Here is a 13,794-nt window from a genome sequence, read left to right as displayed (position 1 = left end):
CACAAGGAGAGCACCTATGAAGCGCCTCGCCCTTGCCGTCGCTCTTTCCACCTTGCCGCTCAGTGCGCTCGCGCAGGCGAAAGGGCCAAACGGCGGCATCGTGACTGTCTCAGATGGTCACGATGTCGAGATGGTGTCGAACGGGACCGAACTTGTCATCTACCTCTTCGACGACGACAAGAAGCCGACAAGCGGTCGGTCGGGCGCCCGCGCCATCGTTCAGGAAGGGGGCAAGACCACTACGGTTCAGCTCACGCCCGCCGCGCCGAATCGTCTGGTCGGAACATTGTCGGCGCCACTCGGTGCGGGTGCTCGCGTCGTGGTCTCGGCCACACTCTCCGAGGGCCACAAGGTCCAGGCCCGGTTCACGAAGTGAAGTTCCGGAGGCAGTTTCCGGGAGCTGAAGGGGTGCGAAGGAAGTGCCCCCCTTCAGCTCGGCCGCCGTAAGGGGCCTGTCGCAAACGCGGATGGGCCGCCGTTCACCGGTCGTTAGCCATACCTGCCCAGCTTGCCGTCTCCATCCGGAGCCGGCCCATGATCCTGAATGCTCTCGCCCTCAAGCTGAAGCGCCAAGCCCGTGGCGACTTCCGGGGCCGGCACTTTGAGGCCACCCTGATCGTCCAGGCGGTCTCCTGGTACCTGCGCTACGCGCTCAGCTACCGCGACATCGAGGAGATGCTCCTGGAGAGGGGCATGGAGGTGGACCACTCTACCATCAACCGGTGGGTGCTCGCCTATGCGCCCGCCATCGAACGGCGCCTGCGCCAGTTCCGCAAGCCGCACTGTGGGTCCGTGCGCGTGGACGAGACCTTGTATCTGATCGGCGCCTCAGGTCTCTCCTGAGGTATGAGGCCGGGTCAGCCCGAATGAGACATGAGACCACGAGTCTGCGACGTAGATCGTGCGCCCGGCCTCTCCACTGCGCCCCTGACGAGATTGGACGGTAGCGGAGGCCTCCCCGCAGGGATGAGCCTGCATCAACAAGGTGGATCAGCGTAGGGGCGCCTCGAACGAGGAGACGACGCCTTGGTATTTCTTGGCATGGACGTCGCGAAGGCCAGCCTGGATTGTGCGGTCCTAACGTCGACAGGAGGCAAGCCCCTGGGTCAGCGCTCGTTCCCCAACAGCGCTGAAGGCGCTGATCGGGCCGCACGCTGGGTTGCCCAGGTCTCTGGTGCGGAGCTGGCAGACACGCATCTGATCGTCGAGGCCACGGCAGCCTACCATGAGGTGGCCGCACACCGGCTTGCCGCAGCGGGCATGCAGATCTCGATCGTCAACTCGGCGCGGGTACGCAGCTTTGCCAAGGCCCTCGGCATTCTCGGCAAGACTGACCGGATCGATGCCCATCTTCTGGCACGCTACGGCCTGCTGGTGCGGCCAAAACTCTGGTCGCCTCCGGCCAAAGCCCTGCTCGATCTTCAGAGCCTGATCGCACGGCTCGACGACCTCGAAGCCGATCTCCGGCGAGAGGAGAACCGTCTGGAGCAGGCGCGGACGCGCGGCTGTCCAGGCCTCGTTGAGAGGTCCTTGCTCACAAGCATCGCCGGGCTGAAGGCCCAGGCTGCTGAGATCAAGCAGGGCATCGCCGCCGATGCCGATCTGCAGGTGGGCCTGGAGCGGCTGACGACGATCCCGGCCGTCGGCCCGAAGACCGCGACACGGATGCTTCTGATGCTGCGCATGCGCGCCTTTGACAGCGCCCGCCAGGCGGCAGCCTTCCTCGGCCTGGTGCCGGTTGAGCGCACATCAGGATCAAGTGTCCGGGGGCGACCAACCTTGTCCAGGGCCGGCAATCCTCGACTGCGTGCTGCCCTCTACATGGCCGCCGTCGTTGGTATTCGCAAAAACCCCGACATCAAGGCTCAGTATGAGCGTCTGCTCGGTCGCGGGAAGTGCAAGATGGCGGCACTCGGGGCCGCCATGCGCAAGCTCGTCCATCTCTGTTTCGGTGTGTTGAAGGACGAAGGTGGCTACCGCCCCGGCGCGGCTACCAGGGCTTGACCATGCAGACGGTATCTACATCCGCGTCCGCGGCTGGTGGCGCTACCTGTACCGGGCCATCGACAAGCACGGCGAGGCCGTCGACTTCCTGCTCACCGCCCGTCGAGACCTTGACGCGGCAAAGCGCTTCTTCCGCAAAATGCTGCAGGATCAGCCGCTGCTCGCTCCCGATCGCATCGGCACGGACGGGGCTGGCCCCTATCCGCCCGCGATCGCCGAGAGCCGCGAGGAGGGTCTGCTGCCGCGCACGCCCACCCACCACGTGACCAAACACCTGCAGCAAGGGATCGAGAGCGACCACTTCCGAGTGAAACGGGCGATGCCGCGGGTCGGCGGGTTCCGGTCCTTCACCACGGCACGGCGCACGATCCAGGGCTTCGAGGCGATGCTGTGGCTGCGCAAGGGCTTCGGGTTCGCGGGTACCTGGACCGTGCGCGAGCAGAACCAACTGCTCGCCTGCTGCTTCGGTCTTCCCGCTGCGAACAAAGCATGAAACTGGGATGGCCGAGCCCCTTCTACAGCCCGCGCCCGAGTTTGCGACAAGCCCCGTCTTCTGACCTCGCCGCATCTCCAGCTCCTCTGGTCCTGGCTGATCCTCTCAATCAGCCCGGTCTAAAGCCAGCCGGTCAGATCATGGTCACCGGTTCGCCCAAGGAAGCCGCTCGGAGTTTGCCAGGTGACTGGCTGATGAAACCGCTGAATTCGATCTCAGCACAGTGTGCCCTCAACAGCACTCAAGCCACGTTTCCCCCTGCGACCAACGGCTTGGCGTTGTCTGGCCAGCTGAGCTGGCGGCATAGTGTGAGCAAGGCACCCCGGTCTTTCGTCCTTTCAGCCGTGCAGAGGACCCGATGTTACGATGTGGAAGTCGACGGCGTTCCTGAGCATTCTGCTCGCCGCCTCCGCACAAGCTAGACCGCTAAGATCGTCGGGCACGGCGCTTCAACGTGCGCCAGTTTCAACGAAGAAGCACAAGGCATTCAAGCAAATGAACGCAAATTCTGCGCATGGACGCGAAGTTTCATGAGTGGGGAACTCATGCGCGCACCGCAAAATGTCGACGAAGACATCGATCTACAAACAGATTCGCTTCCAGTGAATGCGCAGATGAAGTTCCTGCACGAGTTTTGTGTTGCTCATCCTGCCAATGATTACATGTATTTTGCTCCTGTATTGTATCTCTGGATTCGTGATGCGAGGAAGTAATGCTGATATTTAAATTGTACGATGTTCCACAGACAAGATCTGACAATATTACCGTGCATCTATGTCATCTCTCAGTTAAGGATCTTGCAACGCGGATGGCTTGTGCGCTCAAGTTTTGGACCAAAAGGGTTTTTCACCGTTTGAGACCCGGTGTCGTTGCTGGGCTAATCACCATTGTATTCACCCACACAGCCGTCGCCGCCTCCGACGACGATGACTCAGTGCCGAAGACCCAGAAATCGGGCGAACTTGAACAGCCCACGATCAGCGGCCCACTGAAAGCGGACCCGAATCCTGCCTCGTTTATGGCTGGTCCGCTTGGAAAAATTAATGTGTCGGGCGTCGTCACCGGCTACGGCATACTGCAGAACAATCCCTACCCCGACGATCGGACGGCGCGGGTTGATTTTAGCAACTTCCAGATGATTGTACAAAAAGCGGATGGCCCCACTCAATTTTACATTCAAACTGGAATTTATTCAATTCCGGCGTTGGGCCTACCAAACTCGAGCGCAGTCAATACCGCATCAAAAACCTACGGTTTCGTCCCACTGATTTATGCGAAGGCAAAACTTACCAACGAGCTTTCTCTACAAGGCGGTCAGATGCCGTCTCTGTTCAGTGGGGAAAGAACGTTCACGTTTCAAAATATGAACGTCGAGCAGGGCTTATTGTTCAACCAGGCCAATAACATCAACAAGGGTCTGCAAATTGCCTACAGCAAGGAGTCGACCGTCATTACCGCGTCGCTGAACGACGGCTTCTACTCCGATCGATTGACATGGTTGATCGGCTCGGTTGTCTATAAGATCGACGACGCAAATCGAGTGAGTTTCAGCGCCGGAGCAAATCTCAGTCGATCTTCGCATGACACAGAAGCTACCCCGCTGCTGCAAAACAACAGCAGCATCTACAATATCACTTACGGCTATAAATCAGGACCTTGGATTATTTCACCTTACATCCAATTTACTCACGTGCCGCGCGACTTGGTGTTGGGTATATCGGAAAGCGCATCCACTTACGGTGGCGCACTGCTTGCTAGCTATTCCATCACGTCTCAGTTTTCCCTTGCCGGCAGGATCGAATATATTGCGCAGTCTGGCAAGAGAAGTACGGGTGTGACAAATTTGCTCTATGGACCTGGCAGTAAGGCCTTCTCAGCTACGATAACCCCAACGTATCAGATTGACCGTTATTTTGTTCGACCTGAATACTCTTATGTCGAAGCGATCAACACTACACCCGGTTTGGTCTTCGGAAAGCCTGGAACCAAAACCCGCCAGAGCCGCTTTGTTGTTGAGACCGGAATTTTGTTTTAAGATTGAGAACGGTCTTGAAATTAATACACAATAAAATCATATTTTTATTCTTTGGTATTTGCATCAATTGACACATGGCGTTCGTACATCGTATTTTATTGGGTGTGAATCCGATCTACCACTGATGACATCCTGACGGCAATTAGCCCACGTTCGTCGCTGGTGGCAGCCGACCGAGGAAGAGCCCGAACGAGTGAAGTTGCGCGAGAGCTAGATCAAAATGTGGATGGTCGAGGTCGATGAGCAGCCGCTCGCTTTGATCTAGGACTACGCCATTGCCGACTGGTCACCTCACCACTTCGACTCCCTCCCGCCCCGATCGCAGGGTATTGACTTCTACATCGGGCCGGCCAACTCGCTCGGCCTGCGGGGCGGTGATGCCGGCACGGGCTGGGCTCGTCGATCGGCGGCCCTGGTCGGCGAAATTAGCGACGAGCGCGTCGCCCTGCGAGCGATCGCCCGCGAGCTCAACCGCAGCCGTACTCAATATTATGAGTTTTGCACCGGCCACGCTGACTTCTAAACCTCATCAGTCATGGTGATGGTGATGGCTGTCCCCGTAGCCGTAACGCACGAACGGGATAGCGGGCGCGTAGTAGCCGTGGTGGTGATGGCGATAATATCCACCGCCCCAGCCGTAACCGCCGCCGTGGTGGCCCCAGCCGTAGCCGCCATGATGGCCGCCTCCGTGGCCGCGGCCATAATGACCGCCGCCATGGCCATGATCGAAGGCAAAGGCGCCCGTTGTACCGAGCGACGCGGCGCCGAAAATAACAGCAGCAGCGAGCAACTTCGTGGTCTTTGACATCATCGTGCTCCTTGATTTGGTTAGAGGTGTCGGCCCATGAGGCGCTAACAACGGCTTCAGAGAGTGCAGACTTGCCTTGTTAAGGGATGCGCGCTACCGCACCTGTCGCTGCGAACGCATAAGCTGATCCACGAGCCGAGAGGGGCAGCCGGTGCAAGCTGACACGACGATGCTGAATGGCTCCTGAGACGCACGATGGTAACAAGCTGAGCGCATTGGTCGGGGGATCGTTTCACCACCGTCAAGCAGCGTTGCGCGCCACTGCCGCAACATCGACGGCTGGATCCCGAGCTCGGCCGCGATCTGCATCTGCGGTCGGCCGCTGCTCTCAAGCAGGGCGACCGCTTCGCGTCTGAACTCGGGCGTGAACTCCCGTCACGTTTTCGCCATCCGACACCTTCCCCGTTCCTCCAGAGCGTATCAGAGGTGTCCGTGGAACCGGTTCTCCCGCACTTTGATATTGGTGGCGAATTTGGTGTGGCCCAGTCAGGCCGCGAGTGAATGCAGCCGCGTAATGGCTGATACCAACGGCCACGGCCTGTGACTCATGGGGGGATCCCTCGTGAGCGGCGAGGTGCTTCTCTGGCGCAGGGAGGACCTGCACTATGCCCGCTCCTGTTCGCCTGAGGACCGACTTCACCGCCGGCGAGCTTCGCCGCCTGGCCTCCACGACACGGCACGCCAACCAGAGCCGACGCTTGTTGTCCTTGGCAGATGTCCTGGACGGCATGAGCCGGGCGGACGCGGCCCGCATCGGCGGCATGGATCGGCGGACCCTGCGTGACTGGACCCACCGCTTCAACGCGCTCGGACCCGACGGCCTGAAGGACGACTGGTCCAGGGGACCCCCACCGCGCCTCGCCCCGGAGCAGCTGGCCGAGCTGTCGGCTCTCGTTGAGGCCGGGCCGGATCGTGCGAGGGACGGGGTGGTGCGCTGGCGACGGGTCGATCTCCAGCGGGTGATCGCCGAGCGCTTCAGGGTGGTCTACCACGAGCGCACGGTGGGCAAGCTCCTAGACGGGCTCGGCTTCAGCCGCATCAGCGCTCGCCCGCGCCACCCCGCTGAGGACGCGTGGGTCGTGTCCGAGTTCAAAAAACCTTGTCGCGCAACGCGCGATGGCGCGGAGCGCCAGCCTTGACGCGCTCACGACGGTGAACAATCCGAAGCTGGAGCGCCTCCCAAACGGGGACAACCACCCAGTTTCCAAAAGGTCAAACCGTCGTATCGCTTGCATGGCTTGACCGGCGATACAGTCGCCAGTCAATCCGCGTGTGCACGGCGTCGGCGGCTTGCCGATCGGTGAGCCCCTCCATGAGCTGCAGAAGCGTCGGGAGCGCGAGCCGGGCCGGTGCCTCTGCGGGCCGTCCCCGGGCCGGGAACAGGTCGGCGAAGTCGCGATCCTCCACGACCCTAGGCAGGTCGTCGTAGAGGCGCATGACCGGATTGCCGTTCGGAAAGATCGCCCGCGCGACCTGCGCGGTCTGATCAGGCACGACATACGTGCGGTTCACGTCGAGCGACATCGCCCACCCCTGGCTGGCTTGGGGCCGCATCGTCGCTCAAGCGCATCGCGCGGGTCGTCCTCTCATCGCAGGAGGCACGCCGAATTCGCCACTAATATCAAAGTGCGGGAGAGCCGTGAAACCGAGGGAGGATCAGCGGATCGGCTCCGGGGCGAGGCGCGGCGGGATTGACAGTTTTGATTGTCCATGCTCCTGGGTATAGCCAGTGCTATATAAGCGAGCATATACTTTGCCGAAGAAATTGCGCACAGCCAACCCCGTCCTGAAGGTTCCCGCTCTGCATCGCCGGCACTCGCCGCATAGGGCGCTCTCGGCTGCTGAAATCCCCACCATTTGCGCACAGCACGACGCCCAGTTCCGCCAGCTGACAGAATGTGGGAACAAAGCATTCGCGGCTGGCGACCAGGGCGCGGCACGCTCGTTCTCCGATGAGGCTCTGGGCGAGGCGAAAGCCGTTTTCAGCAGGGCTTGTACCAACTTGGCCAGCGCGCGGAGCCTGATCCATGACGAGGGCGGCGCACGGGCTTCGCTGGTGCAAGCGGTCGAGAGCCTGACCGAAGCCGCAGCGACGGTGACCTTCCCGTTGGCGATGCGGATGAATCGTTTGCGCCACCTTAGGCACGCATTAGGTTTCCCGCCCGATCTGGCAGAGCCGCCGACACAGGCGGATTTGACGAGCAAGGCCTTGACGGAACGTGCGGTTGCCGCTGCGACAGAGGTCATCCGCACGGCACGGATCTCTGTCTCCTCGATGAACGTGGAGCGAGGCCAGCCATGTTGACGGGCATCGGAGTGCTCCGGCTCAGGTTGAAGTCCGCAAACTCTGCCTCAGCTGCAGGCACCAATGGCCACCCCAATCTCAACGTGAATTGGCGATATCTGGCAACATGCGTCTTCGTACTCGCCCGAGTGTTCTGCGTAAGCCTCGAGAGTAAGGCCGGCGAGACGATCTGGACCTCAGCTGGTTCAGAGGCGAGCGGTGCCGCCGCATCTGCCCCAGCCAAAAGCGAGGCGGCAAGCCCCTGGATCGAGGAAAGCTGGGCGATCCGGGGTCAAGCCACCCTAGTTCCGCAGGGCAACTTTCGATTTCGCTCTCCTTATCAAGGACCGAACAGCCTGAACCCAAGGGGACAGGTCAAGGAGACGTTCGATTTCACGTTGTATGCCGGAATCCGGCCGTGGTCTGGCGGGGAAATATGGGTCAATCCTGAGATCGACCAGGGCTTTGGCCTGAGCAGCACGCTGGGGGTGGCCGGCTTTCCGAACGGGGAGGCCTACAAGGTCGGCGCCGTCGCCCCCTATCCCAAGCTTCACAGAGCGTTCTTTCGACAGACCATCAGTCTGGGAGGCGAAACTGAGAAGGTCGATCCAGATCTGAACCAGCTAGGGGGAACTCGAACGGCTGACCGATTGGTGCTCACGATCGGGAAGTTCAGCGTCGTGGACGTGTTTGATACAAATAGGTACGCTCACGACCCTCGGACGGACTTCCTGAATTGGGCTCTGATCGATACTGGAACATTTGACTATGCCGCGAACGCCTGGGGCTACACCTACGGCGCTGCCCTGGAATGGTACCAAGACGTCTGGACATTGCGCGGAGGCGTCTTCGACCTCTCGCTGGTTCCAAACAGCAAGATCCTTGACCCTCGGTTCGAGCAGTTCCAGACCGTTCTAGAGATCGAGCGTCGGCACGAGCTTTGGGGCGCTCCTGGCAAATTGAAGGTCACAAGCTTCCTGAGTCGTGGCCGCATGGGCCGCTTCCAGGATGCCATTCGGCTTGCGGCTTCAACGGGCGAGGATGCAGATATCTCAGCGGTCCGGCGCTATCGCAGCGGTTATGGCCTGAGCTTCAATGTGGAGCAGCAGCTTGCACCCAATATAGGCATGTTCGTTCGTGGTGGAATGAGGAGCGGGGATGTCGAGCCTTACGAATTCTCGGACATCGACCGAACGCTTGCTGCCGGCTTGGCCGTGACGGGTACTGACTGGGGACGACCCTTCGATACGATCGGATTTGCGGGTGTTATTAATGACATATCGCGGCAGCATCGGCGCTATTTAGATGCCGGAGGCCTCGGCATCCTCGTCGGCGACGGCCGATTGCCAAATCCGGGACCAGAAAAGATCCTGGAAGCGTATTACAGCCTGCCGATAGGCTCGTTGGCCCGGCTCACGTTAGACTATCAGTTCGTCACCAATCCAGCATACAATCGTGATCGAGGACCCGTCTCGATCCTCGGTGGACGGTTACGCTTACAATTCTAGCTTCTATAGACCGCTTCCTATTTGGGTCGAGATGAGGATAAGACGGTTCGCAAGGTGCTGCTATCCAATGTGAATTTTCGAGTCCGGCTCTCAGGCCTCGGATTGCAGCCATGTTCATGCCGCGGGCCAGTATGGGGATGCGCGGATCAGGTGCAGATCAACACAAGCGAGCTCAAGGCTCGTCAACCAGTCTTGCTTTTCCTGATCCCGATCTGACCGATCGTTCCGTCCTTACCTCTCTTCAACCTTCCCACGCACCGATGCCAAGCTACAACATTGATCGAGCGATCAAGCCGTCGGCACCAGAACCTTGAAGTCTTCGTTCTTCGTCAACATGGCCCAAGCCGCGCGGGCCATCTTGTTGGCCAGCGCGATCGCACCCTCGATCATGGCGCGCCTCCTGCCGGAAGCGCGTCATCTTACGCCAGCACCGCCAGCGCCGAGCGCCCGTCAGGGTTCATGCGTTTGCCCTGGGACCGGGGTGGAGGCACCTAGGTTGACGTCCAATGAGCGCTGCTTCAAAATCATTTGATGAACCGAACGAAGCTTCCGATCCCGAGCCTCACGGCAGCGGTACTTGGCTTTCTGTTATCAAGTCCTGCTACAGCCGAGACCATCAAGATCGTTGGCCTTGGCGCCTCGACCTGCGCCCGCTTCAACCAGGAAATCCGAGAAGATCCTGCGCTTCAGCGTGATTACTTCGCATGGGCACAGGGCTTCATGAGCGGAGCGCTGATCCGGGCTCCTCAGGGCGTGGACGAGGGACTTGATCTCACGCCCCCATCTTTTCCGCTGCAGGAGCAAGTAGACTTCCTGCGAGCCTTCTGTGTCAAGAACCAGGATCAGGATTACATGGACGCGGCGCGCGCTTTATATCACCGCCTGCGAGGTCCCAAAACTTAGTTTCAGCTCGCGGATAGTACATATTTCAATATAATGGTGCCGGGTTTGTTTTTACATCGCGTACTCGGCGCGGGTAGTAGCTGACGACTTCTCAGTCGGCCGTTTTCAGCGACGCTCTTCATGGTGCCCGCTACGTTCGTGACCTTCACGATGATCCTCGTGGTGCCCTTCCTGGCGCTCATGGTGGCCGCCTCCGCGATGCTCTTCCACGACGCGGGGTCCGTGTCCGCCTCCCGGCACCTGCACCCTGCCTGGATTGACATCAATGTGCTGAGCCATGGCTGCCGCCGGTGCGAGCGTGAGCGCCGCGGTCAACAGCAAAACGGTAGGCATTTTCATTGTCATCACGATCTCCCTTAGTCTAAGCCGCAAGCACTACCGCTCGATCTCGAATTAGGATCCCTGTTCTCTCTGATGCCAAACGGATAGGTCGTACACTCTGGATCGCAGCGGGGACCTTGAGTGGTCCTCCGTGACGTAGGCAGTCGCGATGACCCTGACCCAGCAAACTGGTCCGCACCGAGCGCAAGTTTTTCGGGCATCCTGAACTCCGACGGAGGATGGATGCCATGCCTCGCAAACGCTTCACGACCGAACAGATCGCCTTTGCCCTCCGGCAGGCGGAGAACGGCAGCACGGTGGAGGAGATCTGCCGGAAGATGGGCGTGTCCGAGCCGACCTTCTCCCGCTGGAAGAAGCAGTTCACCGGCATGGGCGTGCCGGAGATCCGGCGCCTGAAGCAGCTGGAGGAGGAGAACGGCAAGCTCAAGCGGCTGGTCGCCGATCTGACGCTGGATCGCTCCATGCTGCAGGATGTGCTCAAGCGAAAGTGGTGAGGCCCGCCGTTCGCCGCGAGGTCGCCGGTCACCTGCAGGTGGCCTACGGCATCAGCGAACGACGGGCCTGTCAGGCCACCGGGTTCGGCCGCTCGTCCCAGCGCTGCAGGAAGCGCTCCGATCCGCAGGTGGCGCTGCGCATGCGGCTGAAGGAGCTGGCGGCTGCGCGGGTGCGCTACGGCTACCGGCGGCTGCACTGATCCTCCCTCGGCTTCGCGGACACAGGGAGATCAGTCTGCGGTCCGTTCGGCCTGCTCGGGCGTGAGATAGCCGAGCGCCGAGTGGATGCGTTGCCGATTGTACAACCTCTCACCACAAGACCCATAGTACCGGCGCGGGCGACAACGGCGTCGTCGTCTATGGATGGCATCCGTGGGCCGGGCGCGCGGTCCGTGTCCACGACGTGATCGAGCGGGCAACCGGGACGGCGGCGCGCTGCACGCTGACGGATGCGCCCGTGGCGCGCTTGCAGGAGATCCCGGTCTGGATGCTCGATCCCGTCGCGTGCAGCGCGACGCGGGCCGCGGCGCAGCCGGTCGCGGCCTTGTCCGCACTGATGAGCTTGCGCGCCCTCCTCGCCGCCGCGAGGGGCGACGGAGGCCCTGTCCCACGCCGAGCAAAGCTAGCATCGCCCGAGCCCTCGGGAGATCGCCATGCCACAGCCTCCGCGCCGACCGCGCCGGTCGGATCCGCAGCTCGACCTCGGCCTGACGCAAGAACCGTCGATGCTGACGCCGCCGGCCTGGAGCGCTCTGCCGACGGCGACGCAGCAGACCCTCACCCGTCTGCTGACCCACCTGCTCGTCGCCCACGCCGACGGCACGCCACAGTCGGATATCCGGGCCGGAGGCGCCGATGAGCGCTGAGAAGATCGGCCCCCAGCACCGGGCTCGCAAGGCCGTCCTCTACGTCCGCCAGTCCTCGGTGCAGCAGGTCCAGCACAACCGCGAGAGCCAAGCCCTGCAATACGCCATGCGCGAGCGCCTCGTCGGGCTCGGCTTCACCGAGGTCGAAGTCATCGACGAGGATCTCGGCTGCTCGGCCGCCGGAGGTACGCCGCGCGCCGGCTTCGAGCGCATGGTCGCCGAGGTCTGCCTGGGCAAGGTCGGCGCGGTCGCCGCCCGGGAGGTCTCCCGCTTCGCCCGCAACAGCCGCGACTGGCAGCAACTCGTGGAGATGTGCCGCGTCGTCGATACCCTGCTCGTCGACCAGGAGACGATCTACGCGCCGCGTCTCGGCAACGACCGCCTGCTCCTCGGGCTCAAGGGCAGCCTCAACGAGTACGAGCTCGACCTCCTGCGCCAGCGCTCGCTCGCCGCGCGCTACGAGAAGGCCCGCCGGGGTGAACTCGTGGTCGCGGCGCCCGTGGGCTTCATCAAGGTCGGTGATCGGCTCGAGATGGATCCCGACCGGCGCGTGCAGGCCGCGATCCGCCTCGGCATCGACAAGGTGGCCGAGCTGGGCAGCGTGCGCCAAGCCCTGCTCTGGTTCCTGGAGCACGGGCTCGATCTGCCGACACGCGTCAACGCTGGCCCGGTCGTCTGGCGCCGTCCCCGCTACTCGACGCTGCGCGAGTTCATCGCCAACCCGGCCTATGGCGGCGCCTACGCCTACGGGCGCAGCCGCGTCACGGCCAGCTACGACGCGGCCGGCGCCAAGGCGCGGGCAAGGCGCACGCCGCGCTCGGAGTGGCTGGCGTTGAAGCCGGGCGCGCATGAAGGTTACGTGGAGTGGGAGCGGGCGGAGGCGATCCGGACGATGGTGAGCGAGAACGTTCCGGCCAGTTCCCGCGGCGCGCCCAAGCTCGGCGCAGCGCTGCTCTCGGGGCTGCTGCGGTGCCGGCGCTGCGGGCGCAAGCTGAGCGTGCAGTACACCGGAGCCAAGGGACAGATCCCGCGCTACGCCTGCGTGCGCGGGCGGATCGACTATGGGGAGCCGAACTGCATCGCGTTCGGCGGTCTGCGCGTCGACGATGTGGTCGAGGCCGCGCTCCTGTCGGTCGTGCAGCCGGGCGCGATCGAGGCGGCGCGGGCAGCCGAGGCGCAGGCGAGCACGCGACGCGACGAGGCGCGTGAGGCGATGGTGCGCGACCTGGAGGCGGCGCGCTACGCGGCCGAGCGCGCCTTCCGGCAGTACGATGCCGCCGACCCCGAGAACCGTTTGGTGGCCGGCGAACTCGAAGCGCGCTGGAACCGCGCTCTGTCCCGGGTCGGTGCCTGCGAGACGCGCATTGCCGAGCACGACGCGGTCGCCCCCCGGCCCGCCCTTCCTCCGATCGCGCTGGAGACGCTCGCCGCAGACCTGCAGGGCGTCTGGTCGTCGCCCACGACGGACGCACGGCTCAAGAAGCGGATCGTGCGCACCCTGATCCACGAGGCGGTCGCGGACCTCGACGAGGCGCGGGCCGAGATCGTGCTCACCCTGCACTGGGTCGGCGGTGCCCACACCGAACATCGCCTCCCGCGTCGGCGACGCGGCCAGCGTACCAGTACGCCTGCCGATGTGGTGGAGGCCGTGCGCTCGCTGGCGCTGATCGCGCGTGACGACGTGATCGCGGGCGTGCTCAACCGCAACGGCGTGAGGACGGGTCACGGCAACCGCTTCACGCGCGAGCGCGTCACGGCGTTGCGCTCGCAGTACCGCATCCCGGTGTTCCGCGAGGCCGCGGAGGGAGACGAGCCCTGGCTGAACCTGACCCAGGCCGCCGCCCGCGTCGGCGTCGCCGCGCGCACGCTTCGTCTGGCGGCGGAACGGGGCGAGGTCGATGCGGTGCATCCGCTCGCCGACGGACCCTGGGTGTTCAGCCGCGCCGCTCTCGACGGCCCGGTCGCCCGAGCCCTCGCGCAGGAGGCTTTGAACCGCAGCAAACACCCCGCGGTACCGCATCCGGCGCAACAATCCCTCTTCGCCTCAACAACATAGC

Annotated in this window: 9 protein-coding genes and 6 pseudogenes; 12 read left to right on the top strand and 3 right to left on the bottom strand. The window is 62.6% G+C overall.

Annotated elements, in window-relative coordinates; genetic code table 11:
- Positions 1 to 16: 16 nt before the first annotated feature.
- The 5 genes and pseudogenes from ACE101_RS01390 to ACE101_RS01370 all read left to right on the top strand — a co-directional run bounded on the left by ACE101_RS01390 (position 17) and on the right by ACE101_RS01370 (position 4,532).
- Positions 17 to 376, top strand: a complete 360-nt coding sequence (locus tag ACE101_RS01390; protein ID WP_379125737.1) for a hypothetical protein — start codon at positions 17 to 19, stop codon at positions 374 to 376.
- Between the two features lie 158 nt (positions 377 to 534).
- Positions 535 to 810: pseudogene (locus tag ACE101_RS01385) on the top strand (transposase domain-containing protein); the annotation flags it as partial.
- Positions 811 to 1,026: 216 nt separating this feature from the next.
- The gene (locus tag ACE101_RS01380) at positions 1,027 to 2,004 is read left to right on the top strand and encodes an IS110 family RNA-guided transposase (RefSeq protein WP_379125736.1); all 978 of its coding nucleotides are present in this window, start codon (positions 1,027 to 1,029) and stop codon (positions 2,002 to 2,004) included.
- 7 nt (positions 2,005 to 2,011) lie between these two features.
- Positions 2,012 to 2,497: pseudogene (locus tag ACE101_RS01375) on the top strand (IS6 family transposase); the annotation flags it as partial.
- Between the two features lie 808 nt (positions 2,498 to 3,305).
- On the top strand, positions 3,306 to 4,532 hold the full coding sequence (locus tag ACE101_RS01370) for an outer membrane beta-barrel protein (RefSeq protein WP_379125734.1): 1,227 nt from the start codon (positions 3,306 to 3,308) through the stop codon (positions 4,530 to 4,532).
- A gap of 529 nt (positions 4,533 to 5,061) precedes the next feature.
- Here ACE101_RS01370 and ACE101_RS01365 read toward each other — a convergent pair.
- Positions 5,062 to 5,340 carry a hypothetical protein gene (locus ACE101_RS01365; RefSeq protein WP_379125733.1) on the bottom strand — a complete coding sequence of 93 codons (279 nt, stop codon included), beginning with the start codon at positions 5,338 to 5,340 and terminating at the stop codon, positions 5,062 to 5,064.
- A 219-nt stretch (positions 5,341 to 5,559) separates the two neighbouring features.
- Positions 5,560 to 5,730 (bottom strand): annotated as a pseudogene (locus ACE101_RS01360) (transposase); the annotation flags it as partial.
- A gap of 215 nt (positions 5,731 to 5,945) precedes the next feature.
- Here ACE101_RS01360 and ACE101_RS01355 point away from each other — a divergent pair.
- Positions 5,946 to 6,437, top strand: a pseudogene (locus tag ACE101_RS01355) (winged helix-turn-helix domain-containing protein); the annotation flags it as partial.
- Positions 6,438 to 6,594: 157 nt separating this feature from the next.
- Here ACE101_RS01355 and ACE101_RS01350 read toward each other — a convergent pair.
- Positions 6,595 to 6,864 (bottom strand): annotated as a pseudogene (locus ACE101_RS01350) (transposase family protein); the annotation flags it as partial.
- 229 nt (positions 6,865 to 7,093) lie between these two features.
- Between ACE101_RS01350 and ACE101_RS01345 the strand changes: the two are divergent.
- The 6 genes and pseudogenes from ACE101_RS01345 to ACE101_RS01320 all read left to right on the top strand — a co-directional run bounded on the left by ACE101_RS01345 (position 7,094) and on the right by ACE101_RS01320 (position 13,793).
- Positions 7,094 to 7,645, top strand: coding sequence for a hypothetical protein (locus ACE101_RS01345; protein ID WP_379125732.1), 552 nt, complete (start codon positions 7,094 to 7,096; stop codon positions 7,643 to 7,645).
- Positions 7,639 to 9,132: a carbohydrate porin gene (locus ACE101_RS01340; RefSeq protein WP_379125731.1), complete on the top strand. Its 1,494-nt coding sequence runs from the start codon at positions 7,639 to 7,641 to the stop codon at positions 9,130 to 9,132. The genes ACE101_RS01345 and ACE101_RS01340 overlap by 7 nt, the downstream gene beginning before the upstream one ends.
- A 531-nt stretch (positions 9,133 to 9,663) precedes the next feature.
- Complete coding sequence (locus ACE101_RS01335; protein ID WP_379125730.1) at positions 9,664 to 10,035, top strand: hypothetical protein; 372 nt, start codon at positions 9,664 to 9,666, stop codon at positions 10,033 to 10,035.
- Between the two features lie 569 nt (positions 10,036 to 10,604).
- A pseudogene (locus ACE101_RS01330) lies at positions 10,605 to 11,068 on the top strand (transposase); the annotation flags it as partial.
- Positions 11,069 to 11,524: 456 nt separating this feature from the next.
- On the top strand, positions 11,525 to 11,737 hold the full coding sequence (locus tag ACE101_RS01325) for a hypothetical protein (RefSeq protein ID WP_379125729.1): 213 nt from the start codon (positions 11,525 to 11,527) through the stop codon (positions 11,735 to 11,737).
- Entirely contained in the window at positions 11,727 to 13,793 is a 2,067-nt protein-coding gene (locus ACE101_RS01320) for a recombinase family protein (RefSeq protein ID WP_379125728.1), read from the top strand. The genes ACE101_RS01325 and ACE101_RS01320 overlap by 11 nt, the downstream gene beginning before the upstream one ends.
- Position 13,794: the final 1 nt, after the last annotated feature.

Source organism: Methylobacterium carpenticola (assembly GCF_042748905.1).
Classification (GTDB): domain Bacteria; phylum Pseudomonadota; class Alphaproteobacteria; order Rhizobiales; family Beijerinckiaceae; genus Methylobacterium; species Methylobacterium carpenticola.
The sequence above is the reverse complement of the archived record's forward strand: the minus strand, read 5'-3'. Positions and strand labels throughout refer to the sequence as shown.

Coding starts and splice junctions, on each gene's coding strand:
- ACE101_RS01390 (WP_379125737.1), top strand. CDS start 17: ATGAAGCGCCTCGCCCTTGCCGTCGCTCTTTCCACCTTGCCGCTCAGT.
- ACE101_RS01370 (WP_379125734.1), top strand. CDS start 3,306: ATGGCTTGTGCGCTCAAGTTTTGGACCAAAAGGGTTTTTCACCGTTTG.
- ACE101_RS01365 (WP_379125733.1), bottom strand. CDS start 5,340: ATGTCAAAGACCACGAAGTTGCTCGCTGCTGCTGTTATTTTCGGCGCC.
- ACE101_RS01340 (WP_379125731.1), top strand. CDS start 7,639: ATGTTGACGGGCATCGGAGTGCTCCGGCTCAGGTTGAAGTCCGCAAAC.
- ACE101_RS01335 (WP_379125730.1), top strand. CDS start 9,664: ATGAACCGAACGAAGCTTCCGATCCCGAGCCTCACGGCAGCGGTACTT.
- ACE101_RS01325 (WP_379125729.1), top strand. CDS start 11,525: ATGCCACAGCCTCCGCGCCGACCGCGCCGGTCGGATCCGCAGCTCGAC.
- ACE101_RS01320 (WP_379125728.1), top strand. CDS start 11,727: ATGAGCGCTGAGAAGATCGGCCCCCAGCACCGGGCTCGCAAGGCCGTC.